General features: G+C 53.0%; 20 protein-coding genes. 11 read left to right on the plus strand and 9 right to left on the minus strand.

Features of this window, described 5'->3' with window-relative positions; genetic code table 11:
* Window positions 1–15: 15 nt before the first annotated feature.
* Genes DK510_RS14200 through DK510_RS14210 form a run of 3 tightly spaced genes read right to left on the minus strand, consistent with a single transcriptional unit; the run spans window position 16 to window position 3,532 of the window.
* Window positions 16–1,194: a carbohydrate porin gene (locus DK510_RS14200; RefSeq protein WP_109312659.1), complete on the minus strand. Its 1,179-nt coding sequence runs from the start codon at window positions 1,192–1,194 to the stop codon at window positions 16–18.
* Window positions 1,191–1,955: a DUF3299 domain-containing protein gene (locus DK510_RS14205; RefSeq protein ID WP_109312660.1), complete on the minus strand. Its 765-nt coding sequence runs from the start codon at window positions 1,953–1,955 to the stop codon at window positions 1,191–1,193. Before DK510_RS14205 ends, DK510_RS14200 begins: the two co-directional genes overlap by 4 nt.
* 26 nt (window positions 1,956–1,981) lie before the next feature.
* Window positions 1,982–3,532 carry an amidohydrolase family protein gene (locus DK510_RS14210; RefSeq protein ID WP_234999087.1) on the minus strand — a complete coding sequence of 517 codons (1,551 nt, stop codon included), beginning with the start codon at window positions 3,530–3,532 and terminating at the stop codon, window positions 1,982–1,984.
* Between DK510_RS14210 and DK510_RS14215 the strand changes: the two genes are divergently transcribed.
* Window positions 3,522–4,523 (plus strand): AraC family transcriptional regulator, encoded by a 1,002-nt coding sequence (locus DK510_RS14215; RefSeq protein WP_160116530.1) that lies wholly within the window; start codon window positions 3,522–3,524, stop codon window positions 4,521–4,523. The two genes, DK510_RS14210 and DK510_RS14215, sit on opposite strands and share 11 nt — an antisense overlap.
* A gap of 493 nt (window positions 4,524–5,016) precedes the next feature.
* Here DK510_RS14215 and DK510_RS14220 read toward each other — a convergent pair whose 3' ends face one another.
* A complete protein-coding gene (locus tag DK510_RS14220; protein ID WP_109312662.1) occupies window positions 5,017–7,665 on the minus strand; it encodes an AsmA family protein in 2,649 nt (882 codons plus the stop codon).
* Between the two features lie 422 nt (window positions 7,666–8,087).
* Between DK510_RS14220 and DK510_RS14225 the strand changes: the two genes are divergently transcribed.
* The 4 genes from DK510_RS14225 (at window position 8,088) to DK510_RS14240 (ending at window position 11,674) form a co-directional block, all read left to right on the plus strand.
* A complete protein-coding gene (locus DK510_RS14225; protein ID WP_233493465.1) occupies window positions 8,088–8,357 on the plus strand; it encodes a potassium channel family protein in 270 nt (89 codons plus the stop codon).
* Between the two features lie 176 nt (window positions 8,358–8,533).
* Window positions 8,534–9,613 (plus strand): AI-2E family transporter, encoded by a 1,080-nt coding sequence (locus tag DK510_RS14230; protein WP_109312664.1) that lies wholly within the window; start codon window positions 8,534–8,536, stop codon window positions 9,611–9,613.
* A complete protein-coding gene (locus DK510_RS14235; RefSeq protein ID WP_109312665.1) occupies window positions 9,610–10,674 on the plus strand; it encodes an HlyD family secretion protein in 1,065 nt (354 codons plus the stop codon). Before DK510_RS14230 ends, DK510_RS14235 begins: the two co-directional genes overlap by 4 nt.
* Window positions 10,664–11,674 carry a DUF2955 domain-containing protein gene (locus tag DK510_RS14240; RefSeq protein ID WP_109312666.1) on the plus strand — a complete coding sequence of 337 codons (1,011 nt, stop codon included), beginning with the start codon at window positions 10,664–10,666 and terminating at the stop codon, window positions 11,672–11,674. Before DK510_RS14235 ends, DK510_RS14240 begins: the two co-directional genes overlap by 11 nt.
* An 827-nt stretch (window positions 11,675–12,501) precedes the next feature.
* On the opposite strand, the gene yghX is transcribed toward DK510_RS14240, so the two are convergent.
* The 5 genes from yghX to DK510_RS14265 form a co-directional block, all read right to left on the minus strand.
* Window positions 12,502–13,389, minus strand: coding sequence for a YghX family hydrolase (yghX, locus tag DK510_RS14245; RefSeq protein WP_109312667.1), 888 nt, complete (start codon window positions 13,387–13,389; stop codon window positions 12,502–12,504).
* 86 nt (window positions 13,390–13,475) lie between these two features.
* Window positions 13,476–14,999, minus strand: a complete 1,524-nt coding sequence (locus DK510_RS14250) for a malonyl-CoA synthase (protein WP_109312668.1) — start codon at window positions 14,997–14,999, stop codon at window positions 13,476–13,478.
* Window positions 14,996–16,294 (minus strand): malonyl-CoA decarboxylase, encoded by a 1,299-nt coding sequence (locus DK510_RS14255; RefSeq protein WP_109312669.1) that lies wholly within the window; start codon window positions 16,292–16,294, stop codon window positions 14,996–14,998. Before DK510_RS14255 ends, DK510_RS14250 begins: the two co-directional genes overlap by 4 nt.
* 1 nt (window position 16,295) lies before the next feature.
* Window positions 16,296–16,961, minus strand: a complete 666-nt coding sequence (locus DK510_RS14260) for a GntR family transcriptional regulator (protein ID WP_109312670.1) — start codon at window positions 16,959–16,961, stop codon at window positions 16,296–16,298.
* 42 nt (window positions 16,962–17,003) lie between these two features.
* On the minus strand, window positions 17,004–17,390 hold the full coding sequence (locus DK510_RS14265; protein ID WP_109312671.1) for a YciI family protein: 387 nt from the start codon (window positions 17,388–17,390) through the stop codon (window positions 17,004–17,006).
* Between the two features lie 83 nt (window positions 17,391–17,473).
* Between DK510_RS14265 and DK510_RS14270 the strand changes: the two genes are divergently transcribed.
* The 6 genes from DK510_RS14270 to DK510_RS14295 are packed head-to-tail and all read left to right on the plus strand — an operon-like array spanning window position 17,474 to window position 22,484.
* A complete protein-coding gene (locus tag DK510_RS14270; RefSeq protein WP_109312782.1) occupies window positions 17,474–18,358 on the plus strand; it encodes a fumarylacetoacetate hydrolase family protein in 885 nt (294 codons plus the stop codon).
* Window positions 18,355–19,020, plus strand: a complete 666-nt coding sequence (locus tag DK510_RS14275) for a malonic semialdehyde reductase (protein WP_109312672.1) — start codon at window positions 18,355–18,357, stop codon at window positions 19,018–19,020. Before DK510_RS14270 ends, DK510_RS14275 begins: the two co-directional genes overlap by 4 nt.
* An 18-nt stretch (window positions 19,021–19,038) precedes the next feature.
* The gene (locus tag DK510_RS14280) at window positions 19,039–19,494 is read left to right on the plus strand and encodes an OsmC family protein (protein ID WP_109312673.1); all 456 of its coding nucleotides are present in this window, start codon (window positions 19,039–19,041) and stop codon (window positions 19,492–19,494) included.
* A gap of 33 nt (window positions 19,495–19,527) precedes the next feature.
* On the plus strand, window positions 19,528–20,601 hold the full coding sequence (locus DK510_RS14285; RefSeq protein ID WP_109312674.1) for a C4-dicarboxylate TRAP transporter substrate-binding protein: 1,074 nt from the start codon (window positions 19,528–19,530) through the stop codon (window positions 20,599–20,601).
* A gap of 30 nt (window positions 20,602–20,631) precedes the next feature.
* Window positions 20,632–21,183 (plus strand): TRAP transporter small permease, encoded by a 552-nt coding sequence (locus DK510_RS14290; protein ID WP_109312675.1) that lies wholly within the window; start codon window positions 20,632–20,634, stop codon window positions 21,181–21,183.
* Window positions 21,180–22,484, plus strand: a complete 1,305-nt coding sequence (locus DK510_RS14295) for a TRAP transporter large permease (RefSeq protein WP_109312676.1) — start codon at window positions 21,180–21,182, stop codon at window positions 22,482–22,484. Before DK510_RS14290 ends, DK510_RS14295 begins: the two co-directional genes overlap by 4 nt.
* Window positions 22,485–22,494: the final 10 nt, after the last annotated feature.

Genomic DNA, 22,494 nt, shown 5'->3' on the forward strand with positions numbered 1-22,494 from the left:
TGCTTTCGACTCACATTAGAAAACGATCCGGGTTCTTAGGCCGAACAGCGTAATGCTGTCCTGAGTGGGGTCCTGCAGCGGGTCAGAAATGAACTGCAGTGACGGCGTGATCTGCAGTCCGGGCGAGATTGAAAAACGGTAGAATGCTTCGAGCGTGAACTGGTCACCATCTATGCCTCTTGCCTCGGCCCAGTTCAGGCCCAGACCGGCCAGGTCAGTATTGCGACCGTAATATCCCAGACCTGCAGAGATGGACCGATCGTAGAGCGCCGCTGTTCCTTTTGAGGCGCCTGCACGAAAGAATGGCATCCATTTATTGCCAACAAACCATGCCGCTGAAAATGCAGCCCCATAGTCTTCAGGGCGGCTGCCATCGTCGGCTGCATCCGCATGCCAAAGGGTCAAGTGGATATTGTCGAAATAGATGCGGTCAAACCCGGAGGTGTAGCCGAGTTCGAGTGACTTGAAGAGATTGCCATCGCTAAACACATCAAAGTTTGGATCAGACGGGTCGGCGTTTGCGTCTGAGATGCTCGCAACGGCGTAGAGGTTCTCGCTCAGCTTTAAGCCACCGGCAATGCCAAGGCCTGGATTGGGCGCGTTAAGTGTAGGGTTGGTATTGAAAGACAGGTTTTGGAAACCGCTGTAGGGGCTTACCAACCCATAGATATCCACAAAGTCTGTTACATCAATCTGCCCGACTTGCAGCGTCCACGAGCCGTTCTCGGCCCTTTGGGTCCAGAACAGGTTGGTCAGCAGTAGACCATTATCGTTGAAGGCTGTCCCTGTGATCGAAAGGGCTCCACCATCTAGCCCAAGGAATTGCGGGGCAATATCGGTATAACTGTGCCGGTCTTCGATCTTGAATGTCAGAGACCCCCGTTCAGTCGCCTGCCAACTGCCATAGAACCGCGCAATTCCGCTGGCGGCTTCGCCCTCCCCCAGATCCGCGTTCGTGGTTTGGCCCAACGCCAAATAGTCCACGTTGAACCGAAACCCACCCTCAGCCAGTCGGTCTTTCCACTGAAACCAACCCGGTGCAATATTGAGCGGAAAATCGGTACGATATTGCGGATCAGTTAGCCCATCTCCGGGCTCTAGATCAGCTTCGACGGAAGATGGCCCGGATAATCCCTGAGCCGACGCTGCGCCAGCAAAGACAATACTCAGTGCGACAACAAGAAGTCTTATCATTCAGACGCCTGTGCCCCGCCGGTCTTGCGACTGCCCGCCGCTCGGATACGATCAGCGGCGCGCTGCTTCCATTCCAGCCCGTCTGCTTCGGTTTCCAGAGTTTCGACACGTTCCGTATCCAGCTGGTATGTCGCATTCATGGGCATGAGGCCGTCCACAACCATCATATTCTGAACAGTGGGATCGATAGTCAGCTTGCCCGTCAGCCGAACGGGTTCGTGGAAATAGCTGGGCGTCCAGTCTCCATTCAACCGCACACGGATCATCTGGTTGGGCGGAGGTGGAGGCATGTGGCTACACATACCTCGTTCTGGCACTAGATACGCCACAGATCGCCCGTCTGGATCGCTCGGGCCCGGAATGGCAAAGCCCGCGATTGTTATTGTTTGACCATCGAGTTGAGGATTTCCGCTCATTCCTGCCTTTCGTCGCCGTTCTTTCACAAGTTCTCGTTGATCGAGCAGCCAGTCGACATCAACGCCAACTCCCGCCAAGGCATCCTCGGTCTCGGTCAGAAGCTCCTGCCATTTCTGTCTTTCTTCCGCGCTGCCAGCGTCTTGCTGCAGCCTGCCACGCATCCGCACAACGAAAAGGACGTCGTCGAACTGTTCGGGGCTGAGGTCCCGATAGGGATCTTCATAGACCTGCACAGATGGGTCTGGAAGATCGACCCAGTCCAGCGCGGTTCCTGGCGTTGCCATGGCGGAATGACCGTAACAGACCAAACCCGCGAGCAAGATGGAGCGAAACCAAAAGAACATGAATACTCTCCGGTCGAGTTTCGGGGTTATTTCAGTGTGTTTTTGTATATCACACCGTCCTTCATGATCAGCCGGATCGTTTTAGGGCTTTCCGGTCTCGGATCGGCACCAAACCACTGATCACCTGTGCCAACAACCGAGAAGTCTTCAAGGGGGTTACCATCGATCAGCAGGATGTCCGCATATGCGCCTTCCTCGATCACACCCAGTTTGCCTTCGGGATAGGGGTTCATGAACGGCCCGGACAAAGCAGCGATTTCACCGCCAGTAGATGTCATTGCGACCAAAGAGGCGTGGGAGCCAAAGAACTCATTATTGAGATGTTTTTCATAGGCAATTTGAATATTGCAAGCTGCTACAGAACCTACGCAATCCGTGTGAAACCCTCTTTTAGCTGGGCACTCATTCATGTTTTTTATGTAGTCGCCGAAAGCCTGCGTAGCGGACTGTGCCTTTCGTAAGCTGGCTGGGACATCTCGAATGGCAGGAATATCGAAGAGATTTGGATCAAATGCCGTGAGATTGGTTGTGATGTAGGCTCCTTTCTCTTCCATCAGCGCCGATATTTCACAATCAAACATGAACCCGTGTTCAATTGATCGCACACCAGCATTCAGTGCCGCCATGATCGTTTCCTTGCGGTAGGAATGGGCCATGACGTAGCTTTCGTATTCGTTGGCAACCTGCACGGCCGCTTCTAACTCTGCCGTCGATCCTGCCAATAACTGCCACGGGTCAAACACTGAAACTACACCGCCTGATTGCATGTACTTCAGTTGTGTTGCTCCCATCCGGAAGTTGTTACGAGCAAACTTGTACATTTCGGAGACACTGTCGACTTCTTGGGCCATATTCAGACGGCTGAAGTTCGAAGACTGGCCAACAGGCGCCGTAAAGTTGGCGAAATCAGCATGGCCACCACGCGTACTTAGAAAAGCAGCCGCAGGGTAGAAACGCGGCCCGGCAATGGTCCCGGTGTCGATTGCGCGGCGAAGACCTCCATTAGCGCCACCTGCATCTCTTACGGTGGTAAAGCCTTGCATTAAGTACATCTCAGCCATTTGAGTGCCGTGAATCGCGAGGTCTTCCCAAGTGCTGTTGGCTTCCATTGCGGGCAACGTGGGTCCTGGCAGCATCAGGTGTGCGTGATTTTCGATGAAGCCGGGGGTCAGTGTCCTCCCTTCTCCGTCAATGACCGTAGCGTCGGGGGCATCGATCGCATCGGTTGATACGGACTTAATCAGGTTGCCCTCGACCAATACGCTGGCATTCTCGATGCGCTGTTCATTCACGCCATCGAAGATATGCACGTTGGTAAACAACGTTTGGGGTTCTTCTTGATCCTGAGCCTGCGCGGACGCTGAAAAAGAAAGACCTGCAGCGACAATTACCGTCGAGCAAAGCGACATTCGTAGACCGGACATAAGCACTCCCTTCATATTCATGTTTTGCCAACTGTAGTCCGGAAATCTTTGCCTCGGTTGCCACTTTTGAATTGGCGTGTTCGAATGTAATCGTAAAAATGGCCACTGAATCAATCGACCAATCATCACAAGGGTGACGAGCTTGCCTTTCAACTCCACCTCTCAAGAGCATAGCGAGGGCTTTATTCGCCTCTCCTTAGCCGCTCCGTTTTTGCAATATCTCACCGAACGCAAGATCAATCCGCAACCAGCATTGGACCAAGTCGGATTGAAAGCCGAACTGTTGTCTGACCCATCCGTGTTCGTTCACTCAGAGCTGGTCTACGGTTTGGTGAATGCCTTCTCAGAAGTATCAGGGGATCGATACCTAGGACTGAATGTAGGGGAGACGTTCGACCTACAAGGATGGCCGCCGTTCGCTCAAGCCTTGCAATCTACAGAAACGCTATTCGAGTTTTTTTCTCGCTTTGTTGGGCTCGTACCGCGGGAATCAAATTCTGTGCGGCACAGCCTCGTCATTGAAGCAGACAAAGCGACTTATCGTATCGAGAGGCAACAGGAACCAACTGTCCCACCCATTCAGGTGACCGGTTTTGGTGCCGCAATCTATGTACGCCTATTGCAGACCGTCGTCGGAGGGTCCTGGGATTCTTCGCGTGTGCAATGGGAAAGCAGATACATCAATGGGCTGCCCATCGACTACAAAGGGATTGACGTCAGTCTTGGACGCGATCCCGGAATGCAAATCAGTTTTCCTGTGGAGTGGTTGTTTTTAAGCCATGCCTCAGAGGCCTACACCACTCCCTTAGACTCAACTTGGCAAAACGAAGAAGTAACCGTAGTGGCTGCGTTGCGATCTGTCTTGCGCGATAAGTTGGATGAAACAGATTTGGGGCCGGAGGTGGTGGCCGGATTTCTGGGTATACAGCCGGACCGGTTTCTGAGAGCCCTTCAGCAACAAAGGACAACGCTACCCCGGGAAATAAAGCGGCTTCGTGTCGATGTCGCAAAAGAACACCTCAGAGAGGACAAGATGACAATTGCGGAGATCGGTCTCATGCTTGGTTATTCCGATAAGAGCCACTTCACTCGTTTTTTTCGAGGCCAGACAGGCATGGCGCCGACAAAATTTCGCCTTGGATAACAACTAAGGCGCGAATACTCGGATTGGCTGCCCACAGCTTCCAAATACTTATCCTAGCAGCGCCGACAAGAATTAGAAACGCGTGTTCTGGAGCCACTATGCTTGCTAATTGAAGGCTCGTCTTATCGGAGGGTGAATGGCTGCGTAAATTCGGTTTCCTACGCAAAGCCACCGTCTACGGTCGCCAGTATCACTGATGTAGCGAACGGCAGCTCCGTGGCAGACTTTACACACTCCAATCCGTGTAGGAACATTTACTTTCTCCCAGCCAAGATGTCATTGTATCCACCGTACTCGGTCGCGATTTGTCTCTGAGTTCCCTGCAATTCAAGAGCATTGTGCTTAAATCAGGTGTGGGATGATCTTCCCCTTGCCCCAGAAACACTTGGCCTACAGGTTCTGTGATAGGTATCCCAAAGCAGAAATCCCTTTTCGGGGGCATTGTCATCTTTCTTGACTAATAAATTTGTTCCTGAACCAACTGCCTCTTCCACTACTGCAGTTGCAAAATATCTGGGACGCAGAGTTTTCTTTTGGCCGGCATTTTGTCCGCACCATCTGATCGCTTCAATCGCTTCGGGCCGTCTTTGACCTTGATCTTCGGCTTTGCGATTGGGCCCTTCAAGGTCACGGGCCAGGGGCTCTTCGAAAGAGGTTCGCCAATCTTGCGGGGCTGTAGATTTAAATCCAAGACCTTGCCGGCTACATCGACACCGCCAAAGACGACAACTTGGACATGATCCGTCTCCAAGGTGGTTTGTTTCGTCGAAATATTTCCATTGGAGATACTAATCGGCGCGCGTAAGCATACGATTGGGGCAACCTTTTGTTTTTCTTTGGTAAAAACCCAAGGTAGCACCCCTAATCCTGCCAGATCTAATAGCTGGGTCTCGATCGAGCCATCACGCAATGAAACTGTGGCGTTGCCACTCATGCTGTTGGCAAAGTACTTGGGTGAATCGGTTCCACCGGTCACCGAAAAATCTGCATAGATCGTACCGCTTGCGCCTTTTTTGAATTTCAGACCGTGAAGAATATCATCCAGCTGCCAGCCGCCTGCTTTGCCGGTCAGCGTGAGCAGACGCGCGTCGTTTGATAGATCCATTTGCCCGCTGACGTCGAAATGGGCGCCTCCGTATTCAAATTTCAAAGGCCCAGCTTTAAGCTCATTTTTGTTGAGCGTCAGTTCGCTCTGCAAACTGCTTATGCCTTTGGCACCCTCTATGTGCCGAAGGTCAATGTCGACATCCATATCCATACCGGACAAGAGAACTGAACGTCCAATTGGTTTAAGCGTCACATCTCTCAAAGGGCTAGTGTCACCGGCTTCTTGATTGACATCTTCCTCGTTGGGCTCCGCACCGCCTAGCTTCCGCAACTGTGCGGCGGCCTGAACGATGGTTCGGATATGATCTATCTTTATCAGGTCACTCTCTATGGAACCCTTCAGCACAGGATCACTTGTTGCATCATCAAGATCGGCGACAATTTCAAGGACAGATTCAGCAACTTCGACATTGGCACTCGCGTTCCAATCGGTACCTTCGCTGGCGAGGTCAATCTCTAGGCGAGCCTGTCCGGTTTCCACGCGTTCAAGCGATAGTGCCTCCAAAAGGTCCGCCCCGGATGGGACTGCGACGTCAATTGCCAAATCTAGGTCCTCGAATTTGAGTACATTCTTGACAGTGCCATGCACCTCAAGGTTCCAGACGTCCGTATCGCTTGTCTTTCCATCCAAATTCGTCAGCGAAAGCTGATTGATGTCGCCGTTCAAACGGAAGTCACCAGAAAACCTGCCGAGTTGGTCGTCCGGTCCTAACAGTTCTGGTGAGATCAAACTGCTTGCCGGAATGTCCATTAGACCTTCCGCTGATATTCCTTGTAATTGCAGCGCGTCATCGACCGAACCGTCCAAAATGATTAACGGATCAGCGGGGTTCCCAATTCTCAAGTTGATGCTGCCGACCTTTAACGCGCCTTCTGGTGTTCTGGAAAGTTCGGAGAACTTGATCGGGGGCGGGCCCTCGCCAGAGGTGTCCAATGTGAACCCGTTGGTCTTAATGACCATTTGTCGCTGCGGAACCTGCCCAGGCACGCTGTCGATAACCATGTCGACCGCGATAAGTTTAAGATCATATCGCGATGCGGCAGGGGCTGGTTCAGCATCTTCTGGGTACAACCGAATGCGGGTTGTTAACGACACGTCTTCCGGATTTCCCAATTCCCCGATCTGCCCCGTCAATGAAAGGCTTTGTCCGCCTTCCAATTCAGCCAATACAGATAGGTCGTCAATTCGTGCTACACCATCGACTGATTTGAACGTTGCACCAATATTCCCTGTACCTTCCAAAACGCGATTAAGCTTCAAGATATCGAGAAGCTGGCCAAGTTCGGCAATCTCCACGGTCGTTGCCACTTGCAGACCGTTTTCTTGGGGGACTTCCTCGGCGACAATAGAAATCTGTTCAAAGTTCACCGCCACTTGAAACGGGTCTTCCGCGGGGAATGTCGCGTTCAGATCAAACCTCTCTCCGTTCAGCGAACCGGCCGCGACTGCGGTCGCAACGTCGGTTTCCGTATCACGCTTTAAGAGCACTTCAGGAAGCTGCAGATCTAACTCAATTCCGTTTAAATCGTTCTGATAAAGAATGGCGATATCAATCAGATCAATTTTGCGATCCGTTAGAATTCCGGCTAACAGCGGCGTCGGGGAATTTGCAGGTTTCCCGGCTTCGGCTTCCGTTGGGGAAATGGACTGCCAGTTTCCGAAGCCGTCTTTGTCTGTGATTAGGTTCAGATGAACACCTGAGAGCGAAAGACCACTCAGTGACAGTTTATTGTTCCAAAGGTCGCGGGCGGACACTTCGAACTGAATCTCGTCGATTGCCGCGAGGTTCAAATCTGCATTCTGAGAACCAGGTAGTACCAGCCCTGCCGCTGACACCTGCAATTGCCGACCAATACCCAGACGCACTTCATCTTCAATTCTAACCTCTTGGCCAAGTTTCTTGGAGATCAGATTTTCGACGAAAGTAGTCCTGACCGAGGAAAACAACGCAGAAGACAGGAAAAGCCAAGCTGCTAACACAGCCACAAACGCGACAGCGCAACAAATCAATAAGCCTTTTGCAACGTACCGCACGCTCTTCTCCTAAGATTCCGATTCAGCCGTCGGGCAGCCTAGACCATTTAATCATAATGTTAATGGAATATATGGCATCCTAGTTTTCTGAATTCTGAACGACCTTGACCCTTCAGCTAATGCCGCTCGCTGATTTGGTCGGACAGCTAAGATACGGGTAAATTACGAAAACTCGTTTGTGCTATTGACCCAGATTCAAAAACGCTGGCTAGAAGCGAGCTTTGCAAGCCAAAACCAACAAGTTGCATTAGCGTCGACTACTGCGACTCGACGCACCAACTAAACGATTGGCGCCCAAAGCACTTCTATTTCGCACATTAATCTAATTACTGTTATATGTGAATTCTTCAAACAACGAGGACACGATGAACTCACTAACCAGAATAACACGTGGGATGGGCGTTGCGTTAAAGGACGGTAGAGTGAAAGGCATTCTTGCCTTCACAGTTGGAATGATTTTATGGGCCTCGGTCTTTTACCACTTTGTCGAAGGTTGGAGTTGGCTCGACTCAATCTACTTTTCTGTGGTGACAATTTCGACTGTAGGGTTTGGTGACTTCTCACCTGAAACCGCGGCAGGGAAGATCTTCACAATGATTTACATCATCGTGGGCCTCGGTGTCTTCGTGACCGCGGCGACCACAGTGGCAGATACAATCTTGTCCCAAGACGACAAAAAAGCGGACAAATAGATTTTCCCAATTTGGCCAAATCGAGTTCATGCCCAGGCATTGGATTGACTAGGCATCTCAAGCCGTGGCCCGGATTCATTTGTGTCTTCAAGCTGATAGATGATAACTAAAATTCAAAAAAATATACATATTATGTTTTTTGAGTGTAACATTCGAAAAACACATGGAGGGATGGAATGGAAAAGACTCAGGACGCAAAGATTGTCGATCTAGCGATACGATTGCTCTTTCTCGGACTATTCCTCTACAGCGCCCTGGTCATGGTGGCCCCGCTTGCGAGCGTGGTTATCTGGGCAACGATCCTCTGCGTCGCGCTTTACCCTGCATTTGATTGGCTTCAGTCCAAACTGGGAGGACGAAAGAAGCTTGCAACGACAATCTTGGTTTTGTTAGGCCTTGTTTTGACCCTGGGGCCAGTCGCGACTGCGGTGTCTGGCGCTGCAGAACTAGGGTCCGAGTTTGCGGAACAGGCCGACAAGGGTGAGTTGAAAGTCCCACCTGCGCCCGAGGGCCTCAAGGAATTGCCATTGGTTGGAGACAAGATTTCCGATGTCTGGGGAATGTTTGAGCGCAATCTTGACGGCGCGCTTGCGAAATATGGCACGCAAATCCTTGAGATCACCAAGTCGCTGTTCGGAAAGGTGTTGGGCATCGGCATCGGACTTCTTGGCTTAGCTTTGTCCGTTTTGATTATGGGGGCGTTGTTCAGTCCCGGTCCAAATTTGGTCCAGGGTCTTCAGCGCTTTGCCAACCGTGTCTTCGCACCGCGAGGCGGTGAATTCGTAACGCTGGCAGGCGCAACGATTCGGAACGTGACAAAAGGCGTGATTGGTGTAGCAGCCATTCAGGCGGTCTGCGTTTGGATACTATTGGCTTTGTTTGGGATTTCTTCGGCCGCCACGCTGGCATTTATCTGCCTGATACTTTCGATTATCCAAATCGGGCCCGGATTGGTTCTTATACCGGTAATTATTTACGCATGGAGTTCCATGTCCGGCGGAACTGCTTTGATCTTCACCGTTTTGGCCGTTCCAGTCATGATAATGGACAGTTTCCTAAGACCCGTGTTCATCTCAAAAGGCCTCGAGACTCCTATGTTGGTCATCCTCATCGGTGTTCTCGGAGGTATGATGGCGTACGGTTTGATCGGCGTCTTTATGGGGCCGGTTCTCTTCGCTGTTTTCTATGAGCTGTTCAAAGTGTGGATTGATACTTCGCCCGAAGCCGAGGGCGTTGCTGAGGGTGCGGCGAAATGAGGAAGACGATATGGACAACCCTGGCTGTCATTCTGATTTTTCTTGTCTGGTATTTGGTCGCTGATCGGAAAACGCCATTTACCGGGAACGCCAGAGTAAAAGCCGTGGCGACCCAGATCGTCCCGCAGGTGACAGGCACTGTGACTGACGTACTGGTCGAAAATGGCCAGATAGTCTCGGCCGGAGATGTCCTTGTCCGGATCGACGCGCGACCCTACGAGATTCAGCGCGACAAAGCGGAAGCTGATCTCGAAGCGGCCACTCAAGAAGTGGGCGCATCTTCGGCAGAGGTAAGAGCGGCACAAGCCAAACTAGCAAGGGCGCAGAGCGATCTGGATACGATGCGCATTCAAACGGAACGTGTATTTGCGCTCGAAAAGAAAGGGTTGATTGCCGTCTCAAAGGCCGATGATGCGCGAGGGCAACTGGCAGAGTCCGAGGCAAACTATGAGAACGCAAAAGCGGATCTGGAAAAAGCAAAACAGAGGCTTGGTGACGACGGGATTGAAAATCCGAAAATCCAGCGCGCGTTGGCTGCCCTGGCGGATGCAGAGCTTAACCTTGAGTGGACTGTACTACGTGCTCCGGCGACAGGTGTCATCTCAAACTTGCTGATAGCCCCTGGAACATATGCGCGGTCCGGCCAGGATCTGTTGACGTTTCTGGACGCAACTGACGTCTGGATCGAGGCGTATTTTTCCGAGAACAACCTAGGAAGAGCCTCGATAGGTTCTCCGGTTGACGTGGTGTTGGATATGCATCCAGGTCAGATTATTCCGGGCGTCATTGAGAGCTTTAGTGCGGCTGTTTCCCTAAGTGGCGGTGATGTGCCCGGGCAATTGGCGAGCCCGCCAAGCACTAAAGGTTTTTTGCGGGAGCCTGAGAGATTCCCAGTCAGGATCGTTTTGCCTGGCTATGAAGCAGGAAGCACCGAAGATGACCTTCGCTTTCAACTGAATGGGCAAGCCGATGTAATCATGTATCTAAGTGACAGCTCGTTGCTGAACCTCGTAGGTCGTACCTACATCCGCGTGGTTTCAATTCTGTCCTATGCGTACTGAGGACCAACGCTCTGTCACCCGGCTTGCGCTGGGTGTTACCGGCGTCTATTCATTGGGCTTATTTCTTGGGTGGCCGCTTGCCGTCGTTGGGGCGGTGTTCGCCGCCCTTTTTCTGCAAGCACCTGCCGCATTGCCTTTGGCAGCATTTGCTAAGCTCTTTGTCTTCTCTATTGGATTGATGTTCATTTCGTTCCTGTTGTCGTCAATCTTCTCACCATATCCGCTTGTATTTCTTATGCTGGTGGCCATTGGAATAATCCTGTCTTTCAAATGGTCCGTTTCAGGCGCCGGAGTTTTACCGGGTGTGATAGCGCTCATGGGCGCATTGATGATTCCGAACCTGGTTCTGCAATCACAGGACCTGGCTTTGGTGCTCGTGTATTGGATACCGTTGAACCTGCTATTTGCAGGCTTCGTATCGACGTTGATGTTCGTGTTGATACCCGCTGAACCTCAAACGGCGGCTCAAAAGAAAGCTGTGTCGCAGGCGAGTTTCGACCCACATCGCCGAATTGTCAGGATGTCTCTTGTCACAGTGCCGTTTGCTATGGCGTTCTTTATTTCCGGAGCGTCTGCATTGCTTGTTCTGTTCTTCGTCGCGCTGCTGAGCCAGCAACTCGCGGCAATGCCTGCCGCAGGTAAAACCGTTGCAAAAGCCATGCTGACGGCAAACCTCCTTGGGGCGGCAGTTTCCATCATATGCTATGAAATAAACGTAATAGCTCCGGTTATTTTGACGCCCATTCTGCTCTGTTTTTTCTTTTGCCTGACTCTCGGCGCACTTGGAAAATCTCAAGCCCCGCTCGCCGCCGCTGCCGGCTCTGCTATTACAACGGCCCTGATCGTATATGGCGGATCGGTTGCGCCGTTTTCAGACGAGGCTGACGTCAAGAGCATCACTCGAGTTTTACAAGTTGCCAGTGCGGCATTTTTTGTAATCGTTGCATATGTCGTGGTGGATGAATTCTGGCCGGAAAAAGAACGCAAGGCTTCTCAATGAACTTTGTAGCTACAAGGGTTGGCGCAGCAACAGACAGTGTGTCCGTTGTGAGAGTTTTTGAAACACCAATGTTTCGCGTTCCCTTTCGCGCACGAGCTTCGGGCATGATGCTTGTCAAAGGAGTCTAGCCAGTGGGCATTTAGACCAATGCCCAGAAGCGATCTGCGCTTCACATTCCTCAATAACTTGACGTCGACCTGTCGCGGTTTTCGTCATACTGAGACCCGGATTGGCTATCTCGTGGATCAGGCAGATACCGGACTTGCCTTCGCCGATGAACTTGCATGACCTCGTCAAAGATCAGGTCCTGCCGCATAACCTAATTGGACATTTTGATGGGCTGTTGACGTTGAAAAGGAAAGAAAATTGGCCGTGGAGTACGCATAGCGGCGATTGATTATTTAATAGAAAATCAAATGGCTGGGGCAACCTTTGTGATAAAGAACGAAGACCGCCGCGAACTCAGGGCCGAGGGCGATAACTTGCTACGGTATGTAGTGAAAGAAATTGCCAAGGTTCGAAACACCATTGGCGAGGGTACGTGAGAGCAGGTCCGGCATTTAACCGTAGATCGCTTCACATAACACCTCCACCACAATGTTCGCTGTGACGCAATCAAACATCCAATGGTTTCGGAATTTGTTAATAAAGGCATCCATCGATATTGATGCCGCAATGGGTTCCACTCCGTCTACAGACCAAGGGTCCTCGCGGCCTCTCTGATCACGAAAAAGAGAATGCTCGGGCTTCTCAGGGTTTGGTTTAGGTGAACTGTGGGCTGCGATGAAACAGCGCCAGCGCAAGGTTGTCTTCGCAGCTCATCGCAGTTACTTCAGATTGGTATTAAACCAATCAATGGTTCGGTCCCAAGCCAGGTTTGCCATCTCCTCATCGTAACGTGGCGTGCTGTCATTGTGGAAGCCGTGGTTGGTGTTTTCGTAGATGTAGGCCTCGTATACCTTGTCGTTGGCCTGCAGGGCTGCCTCAAAATCTGGCCAGCCCGCGTTGATGCGTTCGTCAAGCTCTCCCATCTGAACAAGCAACGGCGCCTGAATTTTGGCCACATCTTCGGCCGCTGGCTGGCGCCCGTAGAACGGGACACCAGCGGCCAGTTCGGGATAGGCCACGGCAATTGCGCTGACCACACCGCCGCCGTAGCAGAAACCAACAGCGCCGACCTTCCCAGTGCAATCATCTCGGTTCAACAAGTATTCGAACCCATTGAAGAAATCGTTCATCAATTCGACCCGGTCCACTGTCTTTTGCAGCTCGCGCCCATCGGCGTCGTTGCCAGGGTATCCGCCCACCGACGTCAGGCCGTCTGGAGCCAGAGCCATAAATCCGGCTTTCGCCAATCGGCGCGCCACATCTTCGATGTAGGGATTCAAGCCGCGATTTTCGTGGATGACCAGTACTGCCGGCAAGGGCTCATCCACACCGGCCGGTCTGACAAGGTAGCCCCTAACATCGCCAGTTCCATTTGGTGAGGGATAGGTGATGTAGTCTGCATGAATATCGGGATCGTTGAAGGATACCTGCTCGGCCAAAGCATAATTCGGGCTGAGCATGTTCAGCAACGCGACCGCAGATAAACCACCAACCGCGAACTTACCGGCGCGGTCCAGGAACTGGCGCTTGGTGATTTTGCCGTGCGCGTAAAAGTCGTACAGGTCCAGAAGTTCCTGGTCGAAGTCCTTTGCCGTCATGCGAGTCATTGTAAGTCTCCTTATGAGTTGGCCGTTCGCAAGGTGGGGTTGTCAGATCAAAGGGTCGTGGTTGGTTTGAGTTTTTCAGCGGGCTGCTAGGACACACCCATTGGCAGTTCTTTTTGCGCGTACTGTTCGCGCAGCACGTTCTTTTGGACCTTTCCCATCGTATTGCGCGGCAGGCCCGGGACAAGTTCGTAGCGACGCGGATGTTTGAATCGCGACAGCTTGTCTCTGATGGTCACCGCGATCTGTTCCATATCAAGTTGCGCGCTAGGCTCGGCAACCAGAGTGGCAATGATAGCTTCGCCAAAATCGGTGTCAGGAATGCCAAAAACTGCCGATTCCAGGATGCCGTCGATGTCGTTCAAGACGTCTTCAATTTCTTTGGGATAGACGTTGTAACCACCAGTGATGATCAGGTCTTTTGACCGACCAACAATCGACAGATAACCATCCTCGCTGCATTGACCCAGGTCTCCGGTGATGAAGAACCCGTTTTCCCGTAGCTCTTCGGCGGTTTTCCCGGGCATTTGCCAATAGCCTTGGAATACATTGGGCCCTCGTACTTCGATCATTCCAACCTCGCCCCGGGGCAGCGGTACTCCAGTTTCAGGATTGGTAACGATCACCTCGGTGCCGGGAAGCGCCAAGCCGACAGTTCCTGCGCGGCGCTCACCTTCATATGGGTTTGAAGTGTTCATGTTCGTCTCGGTCATGCCATAGCGTTCAAGTATGCGGTGGCCCGTGCGCGTTTCGAACGCCAAATGGGTTTCGGCCAGCAATGGGGCTGAACCAGAAATGAACAAACGCATGCTCTCTGTGGCCTCTTTGGTGAAACCGTCATCCGCAAGCAATCTGGTGTAGAAAGTGGGGACACCCATTAGAAGGGTCGAGTGGGGCAACTCTTCCAAGATCATGCCAATGTCGAATTTTTCCATAAGCCGAACTTTGGCACCTGCGAGCAATGACGTATTCATCGCCACGAAAAGCCCATGTGTGTGAAAGATTGGCAGCGCATGAAGCAGGCGATCGGCGCTGGTGATGTCCCACAATTCCACAAGAGCTTGGGCATTGGACAGAAGGTTTCGCTGACTTAGCATTGCACCCTTCGAACGGCCCGTAGTGCCTGATGTATACAGTAAAGCCGCAAGGTCGTCCGGTGCGCGATCCACGGTTTCGAATACGCAGGGTTGTGCGTCAGCCTCTAGGCTTAGGCTTGGACTATCGCCGCCGAGGGTCAGCAGCTTTGCGCCCGATTGGGCTGCCAATTTTTTTATTTCAGCTTCATCGTTGCTGTCGCAAATGATCATCGCCGGTTGAGCATCAGAGATGAAGTAGTCCAACTCTGCCATGGTGTAGGCAGTGTTAAGTGGTAGGTAGACAGCACCTGCCTGAACCGAAGCAGCATAGAGCGCAATCGTATCAGCCAGCTTGGGGGCCTGCACTACGATGCGATCCCCAGGAGAAACTCCGCTGTTCTGCAAAACATGCGCGATCTGTGCGGCGCGCTTCAGAAACGCGTCATAGGAAACCACCTTGCCATCATCGAGTTGCAGGAATGGAGCCGTGTTGCCCTCGTGGCGGGCAAACAAGCTGTCGTAGAGGGTATTGGTCACGCTGTATTTTCCCTTGGTTTGATCGCAAGCGCCGCAGTTGAAGCCGCACGAACTGAACGCGAGGCTTGGATAGTGGCATGTGTCGCGAATTCTTCGTGGTGACGTTCTGTTTTGTTCAAGTCGTAAAGGTAGTTGACCATCGCGCCTCCGGATTGGGCGCGCCCGTTTGGCGACGGATCTGCGTCGGCGTGCAGTTCATGAAGCTCAGCACCATTGCCCAGATGAAAGCGGGCCACGGGATCCAGCGACATCCCATCTTCACGCTTCGCAAGCAACAAATACCGGGCGGCCATTGCGCGCACGTCCTGTGGCGCGGCTGTTTCTGCTAATACGGCCTTGGCGGCATGTCCGTGTACGGGATGCTCTGTTTCACCAGACAACCACCGGTTCAGCCCCGGTATCGGCGACAGTGTCACAAAGGTATCAAGCCCTCGAAGCTCTCGCGAAAGCTCGGTCACAACCTGCTTTATCAAAAGATTCCCAAAACTGATTCCTGCTAAACCCTTTTGGCAATTTGAAATGGAATAGAACGCCGCGACCTTTGCCTGCTCGGCTTCAATCGGTTCTCGAGCTTCAGACAAAAGCGTATCGATCGCGCCCGGGATTTCAGTTGTAAGGGCCACTTCGACAAAAATCAGCGGCTCATCGGGCATCGAAGGGTGGAAGAACGCAAAACAACGACGGTCAGGTGGGTAGAGCCTGCGCCTCAAGTCGTCCAGATCGTTGATCTGGTGAACCGCCTCATATGCGACGATCTTGTCCAGAACGCGGGCAGGCGTATCCCAGCTGATTTGCTTGAGAACAAGAAAGCCTCGATTGAACCAGCTTCTCAACAAATGGACAAAATCAATATCGGTTCGCTTGAGTTCGGCATCAGATTTGAGAAATCGCAGTAGATCAACGCGCATAGCCACAAGTTCTTGCGTCGCACCAGACGGCTGGTTCAGCCGACGCAATAACTCCTGCCGCCTGGGTTCTGCGGATTCACTAAGCTTTTGATACAGATCGACACTTTGATCATTGGCATAGAGGCGCGCCGTGTCAGCGAGTTTTTCTGCGTCTAACTCAAGCTGGTCATTCAAGTAGACAAAAAAGTCCAGTTTTCCCGCGTCATCCAGGGTCTGGTAGCGGTCAAGTATGGTGGACGCGAGCGTGAAGCCCGATACTTCACCTTCTGTGGACAAAAGCGCCTCGCAAAGTTCAGCAATGGATCGTTTATCATCCTTGCCACGCCTTTTGTCAGGACGGTCCAGCAATTGGTTTAATAGATCGCCCAGAAACCAATTCCGTTGCATTTTAGGTATCCATCTGGCTGCTCAGGTACTCACCCGTTCGACGGTAGTGATCGATCAAGTGCTTGGTCGCGCTGTCTGCGTCATGATCTAATGCGGCGTCCAGAATGTGATGATGCTCGGCGGCGATGTCCCGCTTTTTATAGCTCGAACCGCCAGCTGCCAGATAGCGGTAGCGAATGTTCAGGTCGTAGAGCTGCGAGCAATATCGCAGCAGCAGTGGTAATTTCGAATTGTCCAACAAAGCCATGTGAAACGCTTTATGGGCGTCTTCAAAGTCGTGCGCCCCATTTTGGCCAGCCTTTTTCATATGGTGGTGACGCAAAACAAGCCGATCCTCCCAGGCCGCATCCGCTTTGGCGATGGAAGCGCGCAACGCGGTTTCCTCGAGGTTGCATCGCAGCAGCAGGATTTCCTCAAAGTTACTCTTGCTCACGGGCGCAGCCCTAAATCCGCGCTGGTCAATCCGTTCAACCAGCATGTCCGAGGTCAAAAGGCTCAGCGCCTCGCGAACTGGACTTGCGCCAGTGTTTAGAAGGCCGCGGAGTTGCTCGATCTTAAGTTTTTGTCCGGGCGGCAATTCGCCGGTCAGGATCATTTCGCGCAGCCTTCGATACGCACCATGAGTGGCTGATGTCTCTTTGCCCTCGGTATCAAGCATGGCGTCCATATCCGACTTTTCCTTTTTTGCGGCAAAAACTCTTGCGCGCTCTTAGCTGAGGGAACTCGTGCCAGTCGATAGACCAACTGAAAGGTTCAGCGAACCTTCGTTTATCATCCAGCGCCGAAGTACAAAGCTGCGCGCCCCGCTTTTATGCATGGGGTCGTCCTCGGCCAGCTTCCGCGCGGCCTCAAGACTATCAGCGCGATAGATGATCAGGCCAACCCCTTGCATATGCTCACCGGTCTCATCCGACATCGGCCCTGCAAAAGCCAACTTCCCCGCGCGTTCAAGATCCGCCTGATACGCCAAGTGACCTGGAAGTGACGCCTTTACGTCTTCTGGCGCTTTGGTCGGTGTGCTGAGTGCAACATAAAGTTCCAGTGCCAGTGCGCCTCGGCTTTTCGCTTCTGATTTATAATCTGCCCAAGCAACCATCGCGGATCTCCAAAATATCGATATTATTTGACATATTGCAAAATAGTCGGCAAAAATCAAGCGAACTGATATGGATGGTGAAAATGAAATACCTGGTGGGAGAAACCTCGGAAGGCACTGCGGTCTTTGCTGTGAACGGTAAAAACGCAGTGAATCTAACGGCTTTGGACCCTGCCGTCGGTTCCGATCTGATGGGTTTAATTGCCAAGCCTGGACTGGCCGACTCACTGTCTGACAAAATCGCCGCTGCAGACAGTGTGCCTGTGTCTTCTATCACACCAGCATTGCCCGTGGTCGCGCCCGGCACGATCATTTGCATGGGTTTGAACTACACGGACCACATCAAGGAAGGGGGCTACGACATCCCCGAATATCCAACGCTGTTCATGCGCGGGAAAAACTCGATCATGGCGGCGGGGCAGCCCATGGTACGGCCTGCCTGTTCTGAGAAGCTAGACTACGAAGCCGAGCTTATGCTGATCGTTGGAAAAAGAGGTCGGCATATCTCGGAAGAGGACGCACTGGACTATGTTTTTGGCTACACCGTGTTCAACGACGGGTCGCTGCGGGACTATCAGCGCAAAACCGTTCAATGGACGCCTGGCAAAAACTTCGATGATACGGGCGCGATCGGTCCTTTCACCGTAACGCCGGACGAAGTGCCCGAAGGGGCGTCCGGTCTGAAGATCGAAAGCCGCGTGGGCGATGAAATCCTGCAAAGCTCGAACACTGCCAATATGATCTGGGGCGTTCGTCAGGTCATTGCGACGATTTCGGAATACACCACTCTGGAGCCCGGAGACCTGATTGCGTTGGGCACACCACCGGGTGTCGGTCACGCCAAAAAGCCCAATCCACGTTGGCTGAAGCCGGGTGAAACCGTCGAAGTCGAAATTGAAGGCATCGGAATCTGCGCCAGCCCGATCATCGACGAAAAGGACTCCAAGTCAAAGGTGGCCGCAGCATGAGCGCACCAACCGGGGCAGAGCTGGAGGCACTTCGCGCCAAGGCGCAGCAGGATCATCGCGATCTGCGCGAACGGATTCCACGTTTGTCGGATGACGCGATTGCCTTGATCCTGCGCGAATCCAGATCGCACTACGAGTGGACCGACAAGCCTGTTTCTGACAGCATACTTGAAGAGATCTACGACATCACGATCAACGGCGCGACCAGCATGAATACGTTGCCTGCGCGCTTTATTTTCGTGAAAAGCGCAGAGGGAAAAGAGCGGCTTGCCAAGTCGCTAAAGCCGAAAAACGTGCCAAAGATGATGGATGCACCGGTCACGGCGATCATTGCCTACGACTTGGACTTCTGGAAGGAACTGCCGTTTCTTTTCCCGCACGAAGATCGGCGGCCCTTGTTTGAAAACAAACCCGAATACGTAGCGGACACGGCCTACCGAAACGGCACTCTGCAGGGCGCGTACTTCATGATTGCGGCCCGGGCTGTCGGGTTGGACGTCGGCGCCATGTCAGGTTTTTCGAACAAGATCGTCGACGAAGAGTTCTTCGCGGGCACGACGCTCAAGTCCAATTTTCTTTGCAATTTGGGCTACGCAGACGAGACCGGTCTGTTCCAGAAGCTTCCACGTTTTCCATTCGAAAAGGTTTGCACTTATGCATGAGGAGGTGACGCTGTGGCTATGAAAGTAAAACCTGTCGTGACTTACCGAACGACAGCTCAATGCCCGACACATGCGCGTACCGAGATCCCAATTCGCGATCTTGATGTGGTTGTCGACGAACCCGTTGAACGCGGTGGAACAAATCTTGGCCCGTCTCCGACCGAAACCGCAATGGCAGCCTTGATCGCCTGTACGAACGTCATCGGGCACAAGAATGCACACCGGTTGGGAGTTGATCTCGGCGCGGTGACAATCGACGCGAAATGCAGGCTGGATCGGCGCGGTGTCCTGATGGAGGAGGAGATCGATGTTCCGTTTCCGGAAATCGAGCTCACCGTGAAGTGTGACACGCCCGCCAGTCAGGAGGAGCTGACACGGGTGGGCGAAGAGACAGCCAAGTATTGCGCCATCGCAAAACTATTTGAAGCGGCAGGCACAGACCTGACCGTCAACTGGGTCAAAACAAACCAATAAAGACAAAAGGCCCGACTTTCTGGGAGGAGAGAAATGAAAATCTGGACCAAACGCAGCCTTATCGGAGTTGCTCTGGCAAGCGTCATGGCGCTGCCCGCCGCAGCAGAGGAAACTATTTCTGCCGTTGTCATCGATGGCTACCCAGACCGGGCATTATGGGTGAAGGAGTTCACCAACTTCTTCATTCCGGAGGTGGACAAGCGACTGGCCGACGCCGGCAACTACAAGATGAACTGGCAGGAGAACTATGGCGGTTCAATCGTAAAGCCGAAAGGCGTTCTGGAGGGAATCCAGCTGGGCCTTGGTGACATAGGCATCGTCACAACCATCTTCCATTCTTCGAAGCTGCCCAGCCAGGGTATTTCGGGATCGACACCCTTTGTGGCATCGGATTCCCGTGCCGTGGCCAAGGCCGTAGATGAAATCGCACGCGAATACCCGGCGATGCAGAACGAGTTTGCCGCACAGAACCAGGTCTATCTGGCCACGGGTGTTGTTCTCGACACATATCAGATTTTCTGCACAGAACCGGTTGCCTCGGTTTCGGACCTAGAGGGTCGCAAGATTGCCGGTGCTGGCCTCAACTTGCGGTATCTCGAAGGCATTAAGGATGCGGCAGGTGTGCGCGGTGGGCTGACCGATTTCTACAACATGCTTCAGACGGGTCTGGTTGATTGTGGAATGCTGTGGCCCGAAGCGGCGAAGACGTTCAAGATCGCTGAAGTCGCCCCGTATATGCTCAAGGCCGATCTGGGTGCTGTGAACTCAAAAACCATCACGGTTAATGCAGACTATTGGGCAAGCCTGCCGGACGAAGTCAAAGAGGTGTTGACGGCGGTTGCCATCGATTACCGTGACCATGTCGCCGGTATCGCGATGGACCGCGCCGCTGCTTCGCGGGATGCGTATGTTGAAGCGGGTGGAACAATCGTTGAGGTTTCGGACGAAGACCGTGCCGCTTGGGCAAACGCAATGCCGAATGTCGCGCAGGAATGGGCCGCGACGCTGAATGACAACGGCGAACAAGGAACTGAAATGCTGACCGCCTACCTTGGCAAGCTTCAAGACGCCGGTTTCACCGGAGTGCGTGACTGGACGGCCGAATAACCGTCCGGCGATCCACGAAAGGGGCCTTTCATGCTGAAGACCGCAGTTGCTGGCCTGTCGCGGGTCGCCAATTTTCTAGCAATCGCCGCCAACGCTTTGGGTACGCTCGTCGTCCTGGCGTTGGTTGTTGTTCTGAATGTCGACGTTATTGCACGTGGCCTGTTTTCAGCCCCATTGCGTGGCACTTATGAGATGGTGCAGTTTTCGGTCGTGATGATCGTCTTTCTGCAGTTGGCGGACGTGGTCAGAGTAGATCGGTTAACACGCTCGGACGGGTTCCTGAACCTGCTACACCATCGTCGCCCGGGCCTGACAGCCAACCTGAGGCGCATCATCAATGCCATCTCGTCGATCTTCATGGCATTGATTGCCTATGTGACATTCCCTGAATTCCTACACATGTGGCAGACACAGGACTACTTCGGAGTGCCCGGTCTTTTCACATTGCCATGGTGGCCGGTCAAACTGGTCATCGCGTGCGGTACTGCGCTTGCCTGCGTGATCTTCCTGCTCAAGGTCGTCACGGCGCAGGACCGTCCGCAACTTATTCGCACCCCTGAACATGACGAGGCCGCAGAATGACGCCGATTGAGATTGGCCTGATCTCGGTCGTTGCCATTGTTTTTCTGATCTACGCGGGTGTTTATATTCCCATCGCCTTAGGCGTCGTCTCGTTCGTGTCGATCTGGTTGATGCGGGACAACTTCACACTAGCGCTGAACCTGCTGAAAGTGGCGGTCGGCGACAGCGCGATGGAGTATAGCTTCGCGACTATCCCGCTGTTTACCTTCATGGGGCTCATCGTTTCAAAGGCTGGGTTAGGCAGGGACATTTATGAAGTCATGACCATGCGGTTTCGCAAGGTCAATGGCGGGATTGGAATGGCCACGGTTGGAGCCAACGCCGTCTTTGCCGCCGTGACCGGGTCGTCCATTGCATCCGCATCCGTGTTCACCAAAGTCTCGGTGCCGCAGATGATGGCGCAGGATTACAACCCACGCTTTGCTGTTGGCGTGGTGGCCGGGTCTTCGGTTTTGGGCATGATCATCCCGCCATCGGCCATGCTGATCATCTACTCCTTTGTTGCTGAACAATCCGTGGGGGACATGTTCCTGGCCGGGGTCATTCCCGGGATCATGTTGGCGATCGCCTATGTCGGCGCGATCTGGGCCATGGGCCGATTCACACCGGCGTTTGTCGGTGGCCGCATCGTGGCAGATACCGAATGGATGTCCGGGCGCGAGATTGCGTCCAAAACGCTACCAACACTGTGCATCATCACTATCGTTCTTGGCGGGATCTACACCGGCTGGCTTACTGCGGTCGAGGCAGGAGCAGCCGGTGCCTTCGTGGCTTTGATCATCGCTGTCCTACGCAGATCCATGTCCCCAAAAGCGTTCTGGGATGCGTTGCTGGAAACCGGTCATATCACAGCGGCGATCTTGTTTCTGATCACTGCGGCTTCGATCTACAGCCGCATGCTGGGACTGGCCGGGCTGCCCAATCAGTTGCAGGACTTGCTTGCAGGAAATTCCGCGTCCTTCTGGTCGATTATGCTGCTGTACGTCCTTTTGATGCTGTTTTTGGGAACACTGCTGGATACGGCTTCGATCATCCTGATCGTCGTCCCGCTGTTTCTGCCCATGGCTGAAGCGCTGGATATGTCGCTGATCTGGTTTGGGATCATCACCGTGGTCGGCGCCGAAATCGGGCTTTTGACCCCGCCACTAGGCATATCCTGCTTCGTCATCAAATCGACGATCAATGACGACCGTATCTCTCTGAAGGACGTGTTTATGGGCGCGCTGCCCTTCGCCTTTGTGATGCTGATCGTTCTGTTCATTCTGATCGAGTTCCCGATCCTCAGCCTTGCCCTGATTTAAGGAGGCCAAG

The organism is Ruegeria sp. AU67 (genome assembly GCF_900312795.1).
Lineage (GTDB): Bacteria > Pseudomonadota > Alphaproteobacteria > Rhodobacterales > Rhodobacteraceae > Ruegeria > Ruegeria atlantica.